Origin of the sequence: Hymenobacter aranciens, from assembly GCF_030580865.1 — a bacterium.
Taxonomy (GTDB): Bacteria; Bacteroidota; Bacteroidia; order Cytophagales; family Hymenobacteraceae; genus Hymenobacter; species Hymenobacter aranciens.
The window spans coordinates 131,754-152,328 of the sequence record NZ_JAUQSY010000006.1; the positions used below are offsets into that span (position 1 = coordinate 131,754).

The window sequence follows — 20,575 nt, forward strand, 5'->3', positions numbered from 1 at the left end:
CGATTGTGGTCTAAAATCAGCAATTCTAGAGCGTACGCTTGATTTCTTTCTCTTCAAAGCCCTCAATGTTGTCGCCCTCTTGCAGGTCGTTGAAGCCTTTGATGGAAATACCGCATTCGTAACCCTGGCGCACCTCCGACACATCGTCTTTGAAGCGCTTGAGGTCCTGAATGTCGCCGGTGTACTGCACGATACCGTCGCGCACCACCCGCACCTTGGTTTTGCGGGTCAACGTGCCTTCCGTCATCATACAGCCGGCAATGGTGCCTACTTTGGTGATGTTGAACACCATCCGCACTTCGGCGTTGGCTACCACCACTTCCTGCACCGTCGGGGCCAGCATACCCTCCATCGCGTCTTTTACTTCGTTGATGGCGTTGTAAATGATGCTGTAAAGGCGCACGTCAATCTGCTCCTGCTCGGCCAGCTTGCGGGCACTCTGCGAGGGCCGCACCTGGAAGCCGATGATAATTGCGTCGGAAGCCGAGGCCAGCAGTACGTCGCTTTCGGAAATGGCCCCCACCCCTTTCGAAAGGATGTTCACCTTCACTTCCGGCGTGCTCAGCTTGAGCAGCGAGTCAGAAAGTGCTTCTACCGAGCCGTCCACGTCGCCCTTCACCAGGATATTGAGCTCTTTGAACGAGCCGATGGCCAGACGACGACCAATCTCGTCCAGGGTGATATGCTTCTTGGTCCGGATGCTCTGCTCACGGGCCAGCTGTAAGCGCTGCGTAGCCAGCTCGCGAGCCTCGCGCTCCGTCTCCATCACCTGAATACGGTCGCCGGCCTGCGGGGCACCGGTCAGGCCCAGCACCTGCACCGGCGTGGCGGGACCAGCCGACTTCATCTTCTTCATGCGATGGTCGGTCATGGCTTTCACGCGGCCGTAGTGCGGGCCAGCCAACACTACGTCGCCCACTTGCAGGGTACCAGTTTGCACCAGCACAGTGGTCACGTAGCCGCGGCCCTTATCCAGCGACGCCTCGATAACAGTACCAATGGCACCGCGGTCGGGATTAGCTTTCAGTTCCAGCAGCTCGGCTTCGAGTAGCACTTTTTCCAGCAGCTCCTCAATACCAAGGCCCGACTTGGCCGAAACCTCCTGGCTTTGGTACTTACCACCCCATTCTTCCACCAGAATATTAATCTGGGAAAGCTCCTCGCGGATTTTCTCGGGGTTAGCGGCAGGCTTGTCAATCTTGTTGAGAGCGATGATAATCGGCACCCCGGCGGCCTGTGCGTGGTTGATGGCTTCCTTCGTCTGCGGCATTACCGAGTCGTCGGCCGCCACCACGATGATGGCAATGTCCGTTACCTTGGCGCCGCGGGCACGCATAGCTGTAAAGGCTTCGTGGCCAGGCGTATCAAGGAAAGTAATTGGAGCACCATTCTTGGTTTTCACCTCGTAGGCGCCAATGTGCTGCGTGATACCGCCGGCTTCACCCTTGGCCACGTTGGCATTCCGAATGTAGTCAAGCAACGAAGTTTTACCGTGGTCGACGTGGCCCATGATGGTTACGATGGGGGCACGCGGCTTCAGGTCTTCTTCGCTGTCACCGGCATCCACGTCAATCTCCTCTTCCTCGGCGCTCAGGAACTCCACGTCGAAGCCGAACTCGTCGGCAATCACCGTAATGGCCTCCGCATCAAGGCGCTGGTTGATGGACACGAACATCCCCATACCCAGGCACACCTTAATCACCTCGTTCACGTTCACGTCCATCAACGAAGCCAAATCATTGGCCGATATGAATTCGGTGAGCTTAAGGGTTTTGGCGTCCAGCTCGTTCTGCGCGCGCAGAGCCTCGCGGTCCTCCTCGCGCATGCTGCGCTTGTCGCGGCGATACTTGGCGCGGTTGGCTTGTGCCCCACCCTTGGTATTGCCCCCAAGCTTGGCCAGCGTCTGCCGGATTTGCTCCTGAATCTGCTTTTCAGCCTGTTCGGGGGTGAGCGCCGGCTGGGCCGGACGGTTCTGGTTACCGCCCTGGCCGGGCCGATTGTTCCCACCGGGCCCACCGGGGCGGTTACCGCCCTGGCCTGGGCCACCGGGCCGGTTGCCTTGGTAGCCACCACCACCACCCGGTCCGTTATTTGGCCGGTTGCCCTGGTAGCCAGTACCAGTACCGCCCTGACCGGGCGTACCCGCTCCAGCAGGACCAGGTAGACGCGCCCGCTTCTTCTGCCCAGGTGCGCCGGCAGGCAAGCCTCGCTTGCTCACATCGGACGAAGCCACCGGACGCGGCCCACGGCCACCTGGACCGCGACGGTCGTTAGTCGGCAACTCAATCTTACCCAACACAGTCAGGCCTTTCAATTGGTCAGCCTTTGCCACGATGGTGCTGGTATCTTCCGGTGCCGCCCCTTCTGCAGCAGGGGCCGCTGGGGTCGCTGGCGTAGCAGCAGTAGCTACCGGCGCAACGGGAGCCGCAAGAGGAGTAACCGGAGCCGTCGGCGCTACTGGAGCGGCCGTTGGCTGCGGAGCGGCCGGCGTAGCCGGAGCTGCTACCGGAGCCGCCGGTTTCTCAACGGGCTTTTCGGCCGCCACCGGGGCTGCTACCGGAGCGGGAGCAGCTTGCGGCGCCGGAGTAGCCGGTTTTTCAACGGGCTTCTCGGCTTGCGGTGCCAGAGTTGGCGTGGCCGGGGCTACCGGAGTAGCCGGGCGCGGGGGAATCACACGGCCTTTGCTGTCTAATTCGATTTTACCCAGCACTTTCAGGCCAGGCGCTGCCGTAGTAGTGGGCTCCACTACCGGGGCCGGAGCCGTTGGCGCAGGAGTGGCCGGGGCCACTGCCACGGGGGCCGGGGGCGCTACCGGAGCCACCGGCGGCGCCACGGGGGCTGCTACCGGGGTCGGCGCGGGCGCAGGTTTTGCTACCGGAGTGGGGGTTGGGGCGGGCTTGGGAGCCGCATCCAACTCACTCTGGCGCTTGGCCTGAATGATTTTTTGAGCCTCCTGACGGTCTTGCGCCGAGGCCACGAATTCTTTCTCCAACAAGGTTACCTGCTCACCCGTGAGTTTGGTAGTGGGCTTGTTTTCAACTTGTATTCCTTTCTTGGACAAGGCCGCCACGGCCGTATCCATCCCAATTCCCAGGTCTTTGGCCGCCTGTTGTAGCCGTTTCGGGGTTGCTTCCGCCATTCTTTAGTTGCTCGCGTAACGATACGCTTCTAAGTGCAAAGGTATTACATTAAATCTTGCCAGCCGGGCATAAATCGCACCGGCTGGCACGATTTATTACCCTTGCTCTGGCGGCCGCCCGGCCGTCATTGTGCCACTTCAGCGGCTGAGCCTGCGCCCGCTTCCTCGGTGGTAGCCTCATCTTTGGCAGCCGCCTTGCTGGCTGCCACGTTGTTTTTCGCCGTTTCCAGCGCATTCTCGTCGATATCCTCGTCGTCGGCAAATTCCTGACGAATAACGCGGTACACGTCGTCCACCATTTCTTCTTCGAGCTCCGTCCGGCGCACGATGTCGTCCTTCTTCACGGCCAGCACAGCGCGGCCGGTGTCGAGACCGATTTTCTTAAGCTCGGCAATAACCCAGGCCTCGATTTCGTCCGAGAATTCTTCCAGGGCGATATCTTCCTCGTAGTCGATGGCTTCGCGGAACACGTCGATTTCCATGCCCACCAACCGGCTGGCCAGCTTGATGTTGGCACCGCCGCGGCCGATGGCCAGGCTCACCTGGTCGGGCTTCATGAACACCGATACCCGGCCACTCTCCTGGTTGATTTTCATCGAGCCGACCTTGGCCGGGCTCAGGGCACGGGCAATGTACAGCTCCAGGTTGTCGGTGTAGTTGATAATGTCAATGTTCTCGTTTTCAAGCTCACGCACCACCGGGTGGATGCGGCTGCCCTTCATGCCCACGCAGGCACCCACGGGGTCGATGCGCTCGTCGTAGCTTTCTACGGCTACTTTGGCGCGTTCGCCGGGCTCGCGCACCACATTTTTGATGGTGATGAGGCCGTCGTAAATCTCGGGCACCTCCAGCTCAAACAAACGCTCCAAAAATGCCGGAGCGGCGCGCGAAAGGATAATCTTCGGCGTGCCATTGATTACCTCAACCCGGTGAACTACAGCGCGCACGGTGTCGCCTTTGCGGAAACGGTCCTTCGGAATCTGCTCGCCTTTCGGCATCACCAGCTCGTTGTCGTCCTTGTCCATGATGAGGGCCTCGCGGCTCCACACCTGGTACACTTCGCCGGTCACGATTTCGCCCACCTGGTCCTTATACTTCTGGTACAGGTTGTCGCGCTCGAGGTCTTTCACGCGCTGAATGAGCGTCTGGCGAGCCATGAGCACGGCGCGGCGGCCGAAGTCCTCCAGCTTCACCGATTCGGGCAGGGTTTCGCCAATCTCGAAGTCGGGCTCGATTTTCTGGGCCTCGCTCAGCGGAATTTTGTCGAAGTCCCAGATATCCTCCGAGTTATCGTCCACAATCTCGCGATTGCGCCAGATTTCAAGGTCGCCGTTGTCGGGGTTGATGATGACGTCGAAGTTGGAATCCTCGTCGTACTTCTTGCGAATCATCGTCCGAAACACGTCGTCCAAGATGCTCATCATCGTGGGCCGGTCGATGTTCTTGCTCCGGGCAAACTCCCCGAAGGATTCGATTAGTTCGTGGCTGTTCATAAACGTACTGTCATACTGAGCGGAGCGATGTAGCTGTTCGCATTAGCGCCGCTTGGGTTAAGAAATTCTGACGAAAGCAGCCCATGATAAGATGCTTCCTTGGCTGACGCCGACCTTGCGGTTCGTCAGCATGACAAAAGGCTACTTAAAGGATATAACAACCTTCGCCTCCTTTAAGTCCCCGAAGGAATAAAAAGCGGCGGGCAGGGTGGTTTTCTTGGTTTTTACTTTGATGACTTCCTCGATTTCGACGCCCTCGGGCGTGGCATTGAGCAGGGTGCCGGTTTTCTCGGTGCCGTTCTGTAGCTTGAGGGCCAGCGAGCGGCCGATGTGGCGCGGGTACTGGCGTGGGTCGGTGAGGGGCTGGTCGGCGCCGGGCGAAGTCACCTCCAGCGAGTAGGTAGCGTCTTCGCCGTAGTGCTCCTCGATGCGGCGGTTGAGGCGACGGCTGATGGTAGCGCACTCGTTGATACCCAAGCCGTCGGGGCCGTCGAGGATGACGGTGATTTTGGGCATCACCGAGTCGGACACGGTCAGGTCCAGCACAAACACGGCTATTTCGCCGATGGCGTCGTGCAGCATTTCCAGCAGCAGGGTGCGGTCAAATTTGGCCATGTTTTTAGCGGGCAGTGCAAAAAAAGAGGGGACTGCTCGTCCCCTCTTTTCTGGAATGAAATCAATTTCTCCTGCAAAGATACAACATTGAACTGGGGAAAGCAAGGACTGCGCTAGTCATCTATAAATTAACGCATTACTTGACTCCAACACGCGAGCACTGACTTCTTTCAGAAAGTCCGTCTTCCTTGGTCGCGCAATGACTAGCACCTTTTCCGAGGAATCAAATCCAGCTCATAAAACACCATTTATGTCCGACCAAGAGGCTGATTTTACCTTTTTGTGAAAAAAATATTTTGTGAAACTTGCTTTTGTGAAGCATAAATTATACGTTTGGTAAAAATTAAGTCAAATCACACACTTATTGTTTTCAATAAAGTCGCCAAAAGCGAAATGTCATGAACCATTTTTACACTAATTTCCGCTTTGGCAGTCTATTGCTGCTATTTTTCACTACGATTTCCGCTTTCGGACAGACTAGTAATTCAGCTTTGTCTCGATTCGACCGTCGGATGGTACCTCCATCGCCGGAAGCGACGCAAATCGGGGTATTTGGCAATGTAACACCTGACCTCAATTCGGGTGCTGTGCAGTTGAATGTGCCCCTGCCTGCTGCCAAAGGCCGGCAGCTTACCCTGCCGCTTTCACTCAATTATCATTATACCGGCCTTCAGGTCAGTGAATTGCCTTCCTGGGTGGGGCTGGGCTGGACGCTGAGCTGTGGAGGGGTAATTACCCGGAGCGTGCAAGGGCTGCCGGACGAGCAGCAAAATAAAGGATATACCAGTGGTGGCTGGCAACAGCTACGCTTGCTTCGCAATAAGCCTATTGGGTCGTTGACGGTGCACGTAACTGGAAACCAGCAAGCAGTCGCTCCAGACCTTCCACTTAAAGCACTGTGTCAGCGTGTTTTGCGAAATGAGTTGGATACAGAGCCAGACTCTTATACCATTTCTACCCCTTTTTATTCTGGCAAACTGCTGGTTGATTCCTTAGGGAGACTTACCTGCAGCCCGCATGCCGATGTGACGGTTACCCGCGCTTCTGCCGGAGGATGGGTCATCAGAACAGGTGACGGCACACAATATGTTTATAATGTAGCTGAAATAACCAGTCCATCAGATGATTTAGGAACGTCCTACGGCCAAGTGGCAACAGCCTGGTACTTATCGGAAATCGTTTCAGCGGACAATTCGGACCGCATCACCTTGGTCTATGGCATGCAGCCCAGTGGTCCTGCAGTACCAGTTAACAGTGTTGTGAAGCAAGTGCTGCTCAGAAACAGGCTCAATTCGCCTTGTGATAGCCGTCAGCCAAGCTATTTATCGGTGCCAGATGTGGGAGTGGGTAGCTGGCCAGTTACTGTTACGACTACTACATCGCCGTATTTGACGGCCATTCTTACTCCAACGATTGAGGTTGAATTCATTAGTGATACGGCGCGGCGGGATGTAGCCGTCAATGGTGACCGAACCGTGCGACGGCTTACTCGCATCGTGTACCGGGAGCCAGCTTCGCTAGTGGCAAAATCGGATTTCGTGCTCACTCAGAGTTACTTTAATGGCACGAGCAGCAATCGCAAGGCTCGCCGATTCCGACTCGACGCTGTGCAGGAAATTGGCAAGCCATCCTACCGATTTCAATACTACGGAGACGGTGGAGCAATGCCTTCCCGCGACAGCTTCGCGAAGGACCATTGGGGGTATTACAACGGCAGCATTCAGAATACCGGGCTGTTGCCGAGCATCCCACCATATCTGCTGGCTCTTTACGGCGCCGCTACCAACACTTATTCGGGCAACAGCCGGGCGGCACAAGGGCAGATGTCGCAGATAGGAGCCCTGCGGCAGGTGCAATATCCAACCGGGGGCCGCACCACGTTTGATTACGAGCCTAATACTATCACTAAAGCTCGTACTGCCCCAACACTTGCCTCCCTATTTGGTGAACCATTTACGATGCAATGCCTACCTGTTACGGCACAGGTAACTGGCGGGAGCGTTACCATGAATGCCACAGCCCTACGCTACCGAGCAGAGCACGGCGGGTCTCCAGACGGAACTACATTGCTATCCAATGTCCAGGCAGAAGTGATTGAAGCGCCTCATGGCTTCTATTTGTGTGATTTGCGCTGGGATGGGGAAGCATGCAGATATAATGGCGGTTCGCAAACCGTTGCTCGAGGCAATATCCGCACCTCACTGTGGCGCGCCGAATATGATTCTCTATCCGCAACGTATAGGGCGACCACGCAAATATGCGCTGTCAATTACACTGTAGGAAATCAATGCCATACAGTTATGACCCCAACTGGTGGCAGCTACACTAATCAAACATACCCACCTGGTAATTATCTGGTAGTTGCGGAGGTTAGTGCCAGTAGTTCAGCTCTCTTCTGGGCTTCGATGACGACTAGCATATTTAAATTACCCGACCCAAATCCGCCGTCAAGCTCAGGTAACCCGTCGACCTCTGTTATCACTTCGCAAGTCGGTGGCATACGGCTACGGCAGACGACAGACCAAACAGCTGCTGGTGAGGCCAACACCAAAATTTACCGCTACTGCCCTGCAGGACAGCCAGACCGGTCGAGCGGCCAGTTGTTTTTCTTTCCGGAATATTCTTACCAAAATGCCTGTGGCGACCTGATTGTAGGGGCTTCCGATGTTGGCAAGGAAAACTGGCTAGAGTCCGGCTATCATGTTGGATATGAAAGGGTAGAAATAGAAAGCAAGGGGCGACAGGCTGGTACAGTAGTTTACCAGTATTACAATGCCAAACAACCGGCTAATGCCCGTAGCTTGGTAACGAAGGTCGAGGAACTCAACCAACAAGGTAGTGCGGTTAAAGAAACTCAAAACACCTATCAGGTGGTACCAACTAGCACCACTCCCGGGTTTCGGCTCTATCAGCACTATGACGCTATCGGCTCGCTGATAGGCACTGACGGTATTTCTCAACGTTTTATAGTTGATGCTTTTTTCTGGCTGACTCCACACGATTACGCAGCCTATTGGCCCCAGCTAACTGCCTCTACCGAGCGGATATCCGGCACTGGCGGCTCGGCTACACTGGGGCTACCCAGCCGCACGGTGCATCACTATTTGCCCAAAGCGCCGGGCCGCACCACGCAGCCTGTGCGCACTGCCCGGTACTTGAGTGACGGCCGCCAATTGATTACCAAAACGCTTTACTGCGGTCAATACAACATAACTGGCCAATCACTCATTGGACCAGCCTTGGGTGTCAATTATTTGGCAACAAAACACATGATTAGCGTGCCTATTGAGCACCAAGCTTGGCAACGCCTGGGAGCCGACTCCAGCGTGGTGGGTGGCGACCTAACGCATTTTGTGCAAGGGCGTCCGCATCGAATTCTGGCGCTGGCTACAACGGCACCAATTCCAGCCAGGCAATTTTTATCGTCTCATATTCAAAACAATGAATTACTGCAAGATGCTCGATATATCGAGCGCGTGGCCTTTCCACGCTACAATGCGGCAGGCAACCCCCTGGAGCAACAAGTGACGGCCGCTACGCCCAGCAGCTACCTCTGGGGCTACAACGAAACGCATCTGGTGGCCGAGGTGAAGGGGGCTGCTTACAAGCAGGTAGCTTATACCAGCTTTGAGGACGGTGGTATGGGCAGCTTCGTGTATGACCCAGCGACGGGGCCGGGCCGGTGCCGAGTGCCGGGCGGGCGCACCGGGAACTGGGCATACCGCCTGGGAGGCGGCAGCGTAAGCCGCGACTCGCTGCCAGCGGGCAACTATGAGCTTGTGCTGTGGGCTCAATCGGCGCAACCGCCGAGTGTACCGGGCTCTCGCATCAGTACCCCGGCCCCGGAGGAAATAGCCACTGCTCCTGGTGGCTGGCACCAGTTCCGCTGGCGCATTGCCTGCCAGGCCGATGCCAGCTTCGCCATAAGCGTGTGGAGCAACGAACCGCCGATGCTTATTGATGAGGTAAGGCTATATCCGGTGGGGGCGCACATGACCAGCTATACCTACGACCCGGTGGTGGGCATGACTTCGCAAACCGACCCCGCTGGCCGCACTGCCACCTACGAATACGATGCTCTGGGCCGCCTGCTGCGCGTGCGCGACGAGCAGAATCGCATCCAGGCTCAACAGGAATACCATTACGCCCGCCCCTAACCATTCATTCGATGAACACTTCTTTTTACTCCGTTTTTTCAGGTCGGGCATGGTTCGGCCTGTGGGTTGCGTTATGGCTGGTTATGCTAACGCCGGCTCAGGCGCAAACACCTTTCAACGTGGTGGATGACAATGTAGAGCTGGAAGTCCTAATGCGCCTGTTTTATGATACTAATGGGCCTTACTGGCATAATACTCGCAATCAGGACCGATCGTGGCTGGGCTACGGGCCTAACAGCTCCACCGGCGACAAGAACTTTGCTACTTGGTATGGGGTGACCGTGACCAACGGCGATATCACGGGGCTGGACCTACGCCATAACCACTTGGCAGGCAAGCTACCCGAAGCGCTGGGAGAGCTGGCATCTCTGCGCGAACTACGCTTGTCGGGCAATAATTTATGCGGAATGCTGCCCAATTCAGCTATTTATTGGACGCAACTAGAAGTGTTAAGTCTTGATAGCACCGATATTAGATTTATCCTCCATCCAGGTTCTTCCTATTGGCCCCAGTTGCAAGTACTGACCTTAACAGGCACACATGGTGATGGCAACTTGTTGCAGCACTTGAGTAGTTGGGCCCGATTACGGCGCTTGGAAGCGAACAATGCAGATATTTTGGGAGAGTTGCCGCCAGCCGATGCTTTGCCGGATAGCCTGGAATACATTACCGCAGTTGGCAATAGGTTGAACGGGTACCTGTGGCAGGATTGGAGCCAGCTTCGTTTTCTGACATACCTTGACCTTTCGCACAACCAACTAACCGGTGGACTGCCACCGGGCTGGAGTAAAGGGGGACATTTGCAACAACTGCGCTTAGTTGACAACCAACTGCTGGGCCATCTGCCGCCCGATACGGTGAGTTCGCCCTTGGTTATTATTAATCTGTCCGACAATCAGTTTGATGGCCCGCTACCCGCCTCCTGGCTGCAGGTACCAACGCTAACGCAGCTCAATCTGATGCGCAACCGCCTGACGGGTTCGCTGCCCTACGCAGGCTACGCTGCCAGACTAGAAGCATGGATGGCTGCCGGGAACCGCTTTAGTGGCTCCTTACCAGGCGGGCTGGGACGATTGACTGCTCTGCGCGTGCTGGACCTGAGTCAAAACCAGTTGAGTGGTACGCTGCCGGATTCGTTGCGCTACGCAGTGGGCCTTAATATCCTCAATTTGGCTACTAACCGTCTGCGCGGCGACCTGAATATTGGGATAGGCGACCTGCCCGCACTAACGCTGCTGGATTTGTCGAACAATCAGTTTACCGGCGACATTCCGGCATTTATGCACACCACGGCAGCTACGCAACTGCTTTTTGCGCATAACCGCCTTACTGGTGCGCAGCCCTGGCCACTAGGAGTGCAGCCAGCGGCAGCCTTGCTAGATGTACGCGACAATGAGCTGGACTTTGCGGCGCTCACCATCCACCTGGATGGTCATGGTAGCCTCGAACCCGGCGAATCGTATCCGTTTACGAGCTATTTATATGATTCGCAGCGGCCACGTCGAGCGGATACAGTATCTTTTGTTCACGGTGCGCTATTACATCTGCACCGGGACATGAGTGGCCGGCAGGTGCATTACCACTGGGAGCGCCAGCTTGGAGGAGAATGGTACCCGCTGCCGCTGCAAACGCAACCCGACCTTTATTTGAAGGCTGATGACGGCTGCGAGGGATATTATCGCTTAGCCGTGAACGACGATTGGTTACGAGGAACTACGCTCTTTACAGCTTGGGTATATGCCGACATGGTACCCTATACCCCACTGCCCGAAAACCGGCCAGTGGACCGTTGGCCCTCGCCCCTAGCCGAGGTGGCTGCCCCTGCCTGGCGCAGCAACTCCGCCGACTCGGTGAATTACGTGCGCAGCTTTGTGCCACAAACCGCCCAAACCGACCCAGCGCAGGTAAGCCAGGCCTCTGCAACCGACGTACAGGTAAGCACTACCTATCTCGACGGGCTGGGCCGCAAGGTGCAAACCGTGCAACACGCCTATAGCCCATTGGGGCGTGATGTGGTGCAGCCCTACGCCTACGATTCGCTGGGCCGCGAATTGCGTCAGTACTTGCCCTATGTGAGTGCCGCTACGCCAGACCGGTATCGGCCCAATGCGCTGTACGAACAGTATTATTTTTACCGCAATGCCCCGGACGGGCCGGACATGGCCTGGGCTGATATAGCCCGTACCGGCGTGCCTTACAGCGAGAACTTGCCGGAGCCCTCGCCTCTGGGCCGCACGGTCGCGCAGGCCGCCCCCGGCGAAGCTTGGAGCATGACCACGGGACGGGTAATCGTTCGTGAAGAGCGCCCTAACACGGCCTTAGATTCAGTGCAATGGCTGGTGCCCGCCCCTACTGGCAATGGGCTAAATGCGCAGGGCTACTACACTCCTGGCACCGCCTGGGGCGTCATAACCTGGGATGAAAACCAGCATCGCACCATCGAGTGGAAGGATGAACAGGGCCAGCTAGTGATGCGGCAGGTTGAAATTAATACCATTAAGAATGTACAACTCCAAAGCTTTACCCGCTGGTTGCGCACTTACTATGTGTACGATGCGTTGGGGCGCCTGCGCATCGTATTGCCCCCTAAGGCGGTCAAGGACATGCAAGCTCACCAGTGGCAAGTGACGGCTACGGCTGAGCGGCTGCTGTTCCGCTACCGCTACGATGACCGGGGCCGCGTGGCTGCCAAGCAAGTACCTGGTAATGAAGGCGAAACTTGGCTTGTCTACAATCTGCTCGACCAGCCTGTGCTCAGCCAGGATGCCGGCCAGCGCATCCGCAATGAGTGGGCCTTCACCAAGTATGATGCTTTGGGCAGAACTGTGCTTACCGGCCTAGTGAAACGCACCGACTACGCTACGCAGGAAGAGCTGCAAACCCAGGCTGAACAAGCCAATTTGTCTCAGCGCCCGACTACTACCCCCGACCCTACGACTGGCAACCTGAACCAACAATGGGAGGACCGGCGTGAAAACCTGGGCGGCAGTTTTCCCTATGGCTACACCCTAGACCACGCCTACCCACGTCTGGGCCAGCAAGGCTTCGACCAAGGACAGGTGCTGACTATCACCTGCTATGACGACTATAACTTCAATAACGAAGACTACGGCCGCGATGACGCTTCAATAGATGCTACCGCTGCCGGTCCGCTGACGCCCAGCCCCGTAGCCGATAGCCGCGCCATGGGTCAGTTGACGCGCACCAAGGTGCGGGTGCTGGGCCTGCCCGCCACCGCCCCCGGCGCCTGGCTGACGACCACCACGTTCTACGACGAGCGCAGCCGTCCCATTCAGGTGCAAAGCACCAACGCCCGCGGCGAACAGGATGTGGTTACCAACCGGCTCGATTTCGCGGGCCGGGTACTTCAATCCTATAGCATTCATCACGGCCCCAACCTGCCAGCTACCGGCGTGCGGGTGCTTGAAAACCGTAGCTATGACCACGCCGGCCGCCTCAGCAGTATAGAGCAACAGGCCGACGGCGAAGCTCAGCCCACGCCCGTGGCTAGTATGCACTACAACGAGTTGAGTCAGCTTACACGCAAAACCCTGGGGCAAGGCAGCCTTCTGCAAAATATTGATTACAAATACAATATTCGCGGCTGGCTCACACATCTCAACGATGCGACGCTGTCGGAAGCGGAAGATTTATTTGGGCTGGAGCTGTGCTACGACCAAGGCTTCACCAACGGCTACGCTCAGTACAACGGTAACCTGACGGGCCAGAAGTGGCGCAGCCGGGCCGACGGCGTAGAGCGGGCCTATGGCTACGCCTACGACTTCGCCAACCGCCTGCTGCAGGGCGACTACGTGGCCCGGGCCGCGCCAATCAATACCGTTGGTTTCGTGGCCCGCCCCGACGCGCCCGCTCCCTGGAACGCCGAAGTCAATAATTACCGTCTCTCCTTCGTTAGCTACGACGACAATGGCAACGTGCGCACTCTGCGCCGCCGCGGCCTGCTGGCCGATGCCACGCGCCTTACATCCAAACAGTTTGGCCCAGTGGACCACCTCAGCTACACCTACGATGGCAACCGCCTGCGCGCCGTCACCGACTTGGTTACGACCAACGAATTGACCCGGCCCACTGGTTACAATGGCGCCCCCACTTCCCTGGCCGGCGACTTTCAGGAGCAGGGCGTGCGCCAGAATCAGGAATACTTCTACGACGCCGATGGCAGCCTCGTTCAGGACAAAAACAAGGGTATTAGTCGAATCACATACAATCACCTGCACCTGCCCACTCGTATCCACTTCGGCACAGGGGCCGATAGTGTGGTATTCCGCTACGCCGCCAACGGCCAGAAAGTAGCCAAGCTCGTCTACCAGACCGGCCACTCCGTGCAGCGCACCGATTACCTCGGCGTCTACCAGTACGAGCAGGACACTTTGCGCTTCTTCCCGCACCCCGAGGGCCGGATGCTGCGCTTGGGCCGTTTCCCCAACGGGCAGGTGCGCTACCAGCGTGAGTACACCCTCAAGGACCATCTGGGTAATCTGCGCCTAGCCTACCGTACCGGCCGGTCCACCATTACCGTAGCCACTATGGAGCAGGGCGACGCTTACATCGCAGCCCGCGAGCGCCAGCAATTCGATTCGCTCAGCGTCAGCCCACCCGTGGCAGCCTACGTCGGCAGCTTAGCCCGCACCGGCCAGTACGTGGCCAAACTCAACGCGGACGGCTCTGCTCCGCAGCCTATAGGCGTGCTGCGCCAGCTGGCTGTGCAGAAGGGCGATACCGTGAGCTTCGTGGCGCGGGGCTATTATCCCCAATCCGTGCAGCACAATAGCTTTGCTTTTTCGCTGACGTCCTTCGTACTTGGCCTGCTCCAGCAGCAGCCTGCCGCGCCCACTTCCAATGATAGGGGTGCCCGTGCGCGACCTTTCCCCTTGCTTAGTATTGGCGTAAGCGCCGGCCTGCCCGCTCTCATGTCTCTGGGCAATGGTACGCCCCTGGGTTACGCCCGACTGTTGGTATTTGACCGCGACTCTAACCTGGTCGCCAGCCAAACCCAGCAGTTGACCTCGGCTGCCGCCAGCGGCTATGAGCGCCTGACCATGAGCACCATAATAACACAAGACGGGTATGTAACCGTATACGTAGGCAACGAAAGCAACGTGGACGTCTATTTTGATGATGTCATCGTGAAGCATGGGCAGGGGCTACAGGTGCAGGAAACCGAGTACGACCCGATGGGTTTGACGCTAGCTGGCTTGGGCACAAGTTCACCGGGGCTTAAGCAGTTGAACCAATACCAGTGGAACGGCAAAGAACTGCAGCAGGATTTAGGGCTGAGTTGGACCAGTCTCGACTGGCGTATGTATGATGCGCAGTTGAACTTGATGCCTGTCGTGGACCCGGAGGTTGAAAACGGACAGGAACGGATGTCGCCTTATATCTTTGGCTTCGATAATGCTGTGCGCTTTGCAGATGCGAATGGGCGCAGACCTAATGACAGCGAAACTCGGCCAGGTCCGGGTGAATCAGCATCAACGGCTCCGTGTAATACTTCCCGGCCTGCTCAAGAGACTACTACTACTCGCACGACTCGTAGCATCAGTGTTGTTAATACTGAATCGAATTCTGGCCATGTGACTGATAAATCTAGTACCTTAAATGGCTCTGCAACCAACATAGCCAATGTATCGAATCACAGCGCAGAAGTGGTAGCTTCGTCGATGAGACAAGCCGATGTAAAAAAAGCTGACGTCACTAGCACTTATCGCAATCCAACTCAGGAGGCAGCCGCTATGTATACCAATGCTGCCAAACCTGGTGGCGTAAAGGACGGATACAGACTGTACGCTGCTGCGGGTGACAAGGTAATTAAGGCGTATGAAAAAGCGAAAGCTGCAGGCTTGGACCGTGAGCAGATTATTGATAAAATGGCTGCGCGAATTACCCAAATTGGCCCAACCGTGGTTTCGCACCATGGATTTAATCCCTCAGTACTTAATGTTATCGATATTTCTGCATTGACCATCGGTACTAATGGTCGAGCCTTCAGTCGGGCTCTATCTACTAACGTAGGAATTAGCAAAGTTTTCTCTCCTTATACCTCCCACAAAGACCCTGCTTTTCACGTAGAAATCAAGCCTTAACATTCCATATGAAAGCCTCAATCACTTCTGCATTCATGCTTGCGCTAGCTTCAATCTACTGGTGCAATAATGCACTAGCTCAACATTCATACAAACCTGGAAATTCTACTTCCAAAGTAAAACCTCAATCCCCAGCATCTAAAAGGGCAACAACCCTCAGCCACAACAGTCGACAGTTCAGTCTCATCCAAGGCATATGGACAACTGGTCCTGACGAAAATGCGCTCTTCACTATTAAGGGCAACCGAGTCATTTTTCTTGACTCCGGAAGTGACTCAAATAATAAAAGTATTACATTTACCATTAACGGTGATAAAATCTCTATCAACTACGGTAATGGCTTAGTGGTGACCGATAGAATCATCAAGTTAACCAAGGACAGTTTAGTAATGACCAGCCAAGATGGAGGGCCAAGTCGGCTTGGCCGCATGAAATAGCTGAGATCTTACACATTCCTTTAATCCTACCTCACCACCTCCAACCACCCATTCACCGCCGCGTTCCCCGGCACCTCCAACCGGTAGTAGTAAAGCCCAGCCGACAGCCCTTCAGCACCCCAGTCATTGGCATAGTTGGCGCTTTCGTACACCAGCCGGCCCCAGCGTGAGTAGATGCGCAGGTGCGGCGCGCAGGCAAACACCGGCTTAAAGGTGTCGTTGTCGCCGTCGCCGTTGGGGGTGATGACGTTGGGCACCAGTTGGGCTTTCACTTCGATGGGCGGCAGGTTTTGCTGCACCTGGCAGTTGACAGAGCCGTAGGCGAGAGTGGCGCGGGGCTGGTAGGTGCCGGCTTGGGTGTAGGTGTGCTCGGTAGTTAGGCCAGCGCCCTGGCTGCCGTCGCCGAAGTCCCAGGCAACGGTGCCGCTGGGGGCGGTGCTGCTGGCTTTGAAGAGCAGCCGGAGCGGGGCCGTGCGGTTGTCGGGGCAGGAGTTGCCAGGTTCCCAGGTGGCCGAGAGCAACGGTAGGGGCACGACTTCCACGCGGCGGCTGGCGACAGTGGTGCAGATACCGGCGGCGTAGGTGTAGGTCAGTGCGGTGATGCCGGTGGCGGTGGCGGGCAGGTCGAGCATGTAGCCGGTGGGGGGCGAAAAGCTCACGCCGGGGCCCGTCCAGGTGCCGCCGGCGGGTGTGGCGCGCAACGGCAGCCGCAAGTTTTGGCCGCCGCAGATGATAGTATCGGCGGGCACTTGCACGACGGTGGGAGCCGCGACGCTCACTATGGTGCTGGCCTGGGCCGGGCAGTCAAGGCCGGGTGCGAGGTAGGTGTAGGTGATGACGTGCTGGCCCGGCCCGGCTAGGTTTGGGGCAAACGTATTGCCCAGCACACCGGAGCCGCTGAAGATACCGCCGGCTGGGCTAGCACTTAGTGGCAGGGCGGCGCTGCTGGCGCAGGTGGCGGACAGAGCGGCAATGCTGGCCGTGGGCACCGGCACTACCGTCACGCGCTTGGTGGCGGTGCCACCGCAGCTGTTGGCGCCCGGCGCGGCGTAGGCCAGGGTTTGCGGGCCCAGTGGCACGGTGGCAGGCGAGAAGAAAAAGCCCGTGGCGGTGCTGCCACTCACGCCGGGGCCCGTCCAGGTGCCGCCGCCGGGGGTGGCGACGAGCGGCAGCGGCTGGCTGGCCACGCAGATGGTCGTATCGGTGCGCAGAGTTACGGTGATGGCGGGCAGCACCGTGAGGGTGAGCGTGGCGGTGGCCGGGCAGGTGGTGGCGGTAGCGGCGTAATTGTAGCTGATAACGTGCTGACCTGGGCCAGCTACGGCTGGGTCGAAAACGCCATTGCTGACGCCAGGGCCGCTGAAGGTGCCGCCAGCCGGCGTGGCTGCCAGCGCAACCGGGGCGGCGCTGGGGCAGTAGGTGGTGCCCAGCGGCGGGGCGGCAATGATGAGCGTAGGCGGCGGTGCCACCGTGATACGCCGCGTGGCCACGCCACCGCAGGGCCCGGCGCCGGGCGCGGTGTAGGTCAGCGTTTGGGGACCGGTGAGGGCGGCGGGCGCAAACGTGAAGCCCGTGCCCACGCTACCGCTCACGCCCGGCCCCGCCCAGGTGCCACCCGACGGCTGGGCCCGGAGTAGCACATTGGGGCCGGTGAGGCACACCGTGGTATCAGCGGGCAGACGCACGAAGATGCTGTCCGCGACGGTGATGCTACGAGTGGACGTGGCCGAACAAACCAGATTGGTGCTGGTGTAGGTGTAGCTGAGCGTATGCAGGCCCGCCCCGGCCAGGCTGGGAAAGAACTGATTACGCACCACGCCTGGCCCGCTGAACACGCCGCCGGCCGGGCTGCCGCTCAGGGCTACGCTGTCAGCCGGCACGCGGCCCAGGCAGATGGGGCCCGCAGGCAGCGCCGCGAAGCTGGCCGTGGGCGGGGCCACCACGCGTAGCCGCAACGGCGCCGAATTGCCGCAGATGCTGGCGCCGGTGATGGAATACGTAAGCGTTTGTACGCCGATGAGGGCGGGGCTGGGCGTGAAGAAAAAGCCCGTCGTGAGGTTGCCGCTCACGCCGGGGCCGCTCCAGGTGCCGCCGGTGGGCGTGCCGGCGAGTAGGCGTGGTGGCGCGGTGGCGCATATCAGCGTGTCGGTGCCGGTGAGGATGAACTCGGTTTCGAAATTCATCTTGAAGGCGGCCAGATTGCAGTTCGGGTAGCCTTTGGTGGCAGAATAGGTATTGGCCCCGGGCGGAATGGGGAAGCCCGCACCCTGCGTGCCGCAGGAGCACACGGCGTGGTACACAAAGCCGCGCGGGTCGAAGCGGCAGGTGCCGCCGTCCACGTGGTCGCCCTCGCCGTCGTTGTTGCCGAGAAAGGTGGCGTACTGCAGGCGGCTCATTTCGGGGCCGTACTGGGCCAGGTAGAAGTCGGCGCTGTCAGTAGTGGCCTGCACGGCATTGGTCGAGATGGGCAGGCCCGCCACGTGGCCATTGGTGAAGCCGAAGCGGGCATTACGGTTTTCGCCTCCACCCCAGCCACTGATATATACTCGGTTGCACTCATCGACCAGAAAAGCGGTGGGCGAAAAATCAATGGTCGGCCGCCCGCTGCCCACCACCGTACTGAAGCGCAGTGAATCGAGCCGGGCACTGAGCTTCTGCACGTATTGGCGGCTGCCGGCCACACCGTAGCGCCCGGCGCTGATGGGCACCGTGCCCAGCGTCTGGCCCAGCAGATACACTTCGCCCTGCGTGTCGAGCTGCAGGAAATACGCCTGGTCGTAGGCAGCCGTGCCGAGGTAAGTAGCTTGCTGTAAGGCCTGCCCATTAGCCGAAATGTGAGCTACAAAGCCGTCCACATCGCCGCCCGCCGTGCGCTGGTAGGCCGCGCCGGTGGCCGGAAAATCGGCGCTGGTGGTGCCGCCGGCCACGTACACGCCGCCGCTGCGGTCGAGCTGCACCGAGTAGGCAGCATCGGCGCCGGCGCCGCCCAGCAGGCTGCTCCAGCGCAGGCTGTTGAGCGTGGGCGACAGGCTGGCTACCACCGCGTCGGTACGCCCGCCGCGGTAACTGCTGCCGAAGCCGTTGGCCGTCGGGAAGTCGTTGGAGTTGGTAGTGGAGGCCACGTACACGTTACCGCTGCGGTCGAGCAGCACGTCGCCCCGGAAATAGTCGCCGTAGTTGTGGCATAGGCGCGGCGATGGGTCGGAGGCATCGAGCAGGCCGTCGTTGTCCGTACCGCCCAAAAAGGTACTGCCTACCAGCGAGTCGCCGGCCGCGCTGAGGCGCGTAACTACAAGGTCGGAGCCGTTGGGCAAGTCATAAGGCGGGCCGAATACAAAGAACGGCGGGAAGCTGTACGGCGACACCGTCGGGCCGCCGTTGAAGCTGCGGTCGTAGGCGCCGGTGGTGGTCGGAAAATCCGACGAGGAAGTGGTACCCAGCATCACCAGGTCGCCCTGGGCATTGGTGACGATGCTATGCGGAAACTCGCTGCTATTGCCACCCAGGTAGGTAGCCCACACGCGGGCTGCCGGCCCGGTCACGTTCGGGTTATATTTAACGAGCGCAATGTCGCAGTCCAGCGCAAAACCCTGGTCGATGGTACCATTGAAAGCCGTGCTGAAAGCGCCCACCGACGTGGGAAAGCCCGCTCCGAAGACAATGCCGCCCGAGTAGAGGTTGCCCTGCTGGTCGTAAGTGGCCGTGAAGCCCCAATTGTCAGCCGTTGAGTTAGTAAACGAAGAGAAAATAACCGTTGGGTCAATGGTCAGCGGCCGGTTGTGGTCGTATCTCCCCAGCCGGAAACGCACTTGCCGGCCCTTCAGGGCGTAGCGGCAGGCCACGGCCTGACGGCGGCCGGCGGCATCAGTTTGCCAGGCTCGCGGCATCAATTCGGTGATGGTGCCGACTGAGGTGGCGATGCGCAGGCGGCCTTCGCCATCCACGGTCAGCGCCTCGGCGCCTTCGTAGCGCAACACCACGCGGGCGGGGTCAGCATGCGGGGCCAGGTCGAAGTCGTATTCCAGCTGCTGGTCAGTATTTTCATAGAATTTCAGGTCGATACCCGGCCACAGCTCCTGGTACTGCACCTGCCGAAAGCCCGGCACGCGCCGCGCCCAGCGCTTCGGGTCGTTGCCCCGGAAGTAGCTGCGTTGCGCGCCCGTCGGCTCCGCGCTGCTGAGCTTGGCGGCGGCGTTGGCATCTTCAAAATGCACACGCACAGCGTGGCCGCGCAAGGGCCCAACCGGCGCGGTACCAGCCTCGCCATGATGCCCCGGCAGCCCCGCCAACAGTGCATACGAAAAGCCTTGTTGCTCCAGAAACAGCCGCCCGCCCGGCACCTCGGCCGCGTAGCGCGCCCGTGCATCGTGCTGGCCCTGATTGGGAATAAATTCCAGACTGCGCGGAATGGCGGGCGGCGCCACGACCTGCGGCGCTTGCTGCGCTGCCACCGGCTGGCTAGCCAGCAATCCACAACAAAACAGGAGATGAGTAAACCAGTGTTTCATAAACAATGCAGACGGGCCGCAGCCCTGCTAAGTTCCAGCCCGGTGGCCGCGCACGAACCCCGGACGCGATGAAGGTAAGCGCCTTTCTGCCAATTCGCAATCCGAGGCCGCCGGGTTGCTTT

General features: G+C 58.6%; 7 protein-coding genes and 1 pseudogene. 4 read left to right on the forward strand and 4 right to left on the reverse strand.

What is annotated here, in order from left to right:
• Nucleotides 1–25: 25 nt before the first annotated feature.
• From infB to rimP, 3 genes are all read right to left on the reverse strand, one after another.
• The gene (gene infB / locus Q5H93_RS10315) at nucleotides 26–3,139 is read right to left on the reverse strand and encodes a translation initiation factor IF-2 (protein WP_305006447.1); all 3,114 of its coding nucleotides are present in this window, start codon (nucleotides 3,137–3,139) and stop codon (nucleotides 26–28) included.
• A gap of 125 nt (nucleotides 3,140–3,264) precedes the next feature.
• Nucleotides 3,265–4,632: a transcription termination factor NusA gene (gene nusA / locus Q5H93_RS10320; protein WP_305006448.1), complete on the reverse strand. Its 1,368-nt coding sequence runs from the start codon at nucleotides 4,630–4,632 to the stop codon at nucleotides 3,265–3,267.
• A 141-nt stretch (nucleotides 4,633–4,773) separates the two neighbouring features.
• The gene (gene rimP, locus Q5H93_RS10325) at nucleotides 4,774–5,247 is read right to left on the reverse strand and encodes a ribosome maturation factor RimP (RefSeq protein ID WP_305006449.1); all 474 of its coding nucleotides are present in this window, start codon (nucleotides 5,245–5,247) and stop codon (nucleotides 4,774–4,776) included.
• A 398-nt stretch (nucleotides 5,248–5,645) separates the two neighbouring features.
• Between rimP and Q5H93_RS10330 the strand changes: the two genes are divergently transcribed.
• The 4 genes and pseudogenes from Q5H93_RS10330 (at nucleotide 5,646) to Q5H93_RS10340 (ending at nucleotide 15,945) form a co-directional block, all read left to right on the forward strand.
• Nucleotides 5,646–9,404: an RHS repeat domain-containing protein gene (locus Q5H93_RS10330; protein ID WP_305006450.1), complete on the forward strand. Its 3,759-nt coding sequence runs from the start codon at nucleotides 5,646–5,648 to the stop codon at nucleotides 9,402–9,404.
• Nucleotides 9,405–9,811: 407 nt separating this feature from the next.
• Nucleotides 9,812–10,189, forward strand: a pseudogene (locus tag Q5H93_RS24190) (hypothetical protein); the annotation flags it as partial.
• 15 nt (nucleotides 10,190–10,204) lie between these two features.
• Nucleotides 10,205–15,508, forward strand: a complete 5,304-nt coding sequence (locus Q5H93_RS10335; protein WP_305006451.1) for a DUF6443 domain-containing protein — start codon at nucleotides 10,205–10,207, stop codon at nucleotides 15,506–15,508.
• A gap of 8 nt (nucleotides 15,509–15,516) precedes the next feature.
• Complete coding sequence (locus Q5H93_RS10340) at nucleotides 15,517–15,945, forward strand: lipocalin-like domain-containing protein (RefSeq protein WP_305006452.1); 429 nt, start codon at nucleotides 15,517–15,519, stop codon at nucleotides 15,943–15,945.
• A gap of 26 nt (nucleotides 15,946–15,971) precedes the next feature.
• On the opposite strand, the gene Q5H93_RS10345 is transcribed toward Q5H93_RS10340, so the two are convergent.
• On the reverse strand, nucleotides 15,972–20,453 hold the full coding sequence (locus Q5H93_RS10345) for a DUF7948 domain-containing protein (RefSeq protein WP_305006453.1): 4,482 nt from the start codon (nucleotides 20,451–20,453) through the stop codon (nucleotides 15,972–15,974).
• Nucleotides 20,454–20,575: the final 122 nt, after the last annotated feature.

What these genes read in the sequence shown, in the direction of transcription:
- infB (WP_305006447.1), bottom strand. Translation starts at nt 3,139, where the DNA reads ATGGCGGAAGCAACCCCGAAACGGCTACAACAGGCGGCCAAAGACCTG.
- nusA (WP_305006448.1), bottom strand. Translation starts at nt 4,632, where the DNA reads ATGAACAGCCACGAACTAATCGAATCCTTCGGGGAGTTTGCCCGGAGC.
- rimP (WP_305006449.1), bottom strand. Translation starts at nt 5,247, where the DNA reads ATGGCCAAATTTGACCGCACCCTGCTGCTGGAAATGCTGCACGACGCC.
- Q5H93_RS10330 (WP_305006450.1), top strand. Translation starts at nt 5,646, where the DNA reads ATGAACCATTTTTACACTAATTTCCGCTTTGGCAGTCTATTGCTGCTA.
- Q5H93_RS10340 (WP_305006452.1), top strand. Translation starts at nt 15,517, where the DNA reads ATGAAAGCCTCAATCACTTCTGCATTCATGCTTGCGCTAGCTTCAATC.
- Q5H93_RS10345 (WP_305006453.1), bottom strand. Translation starts at nt 20,453, where the DNA reads ATGAAACACTGGTTTACTCATCTCCTGTTTTGTTGTGGATTGCTGGCT.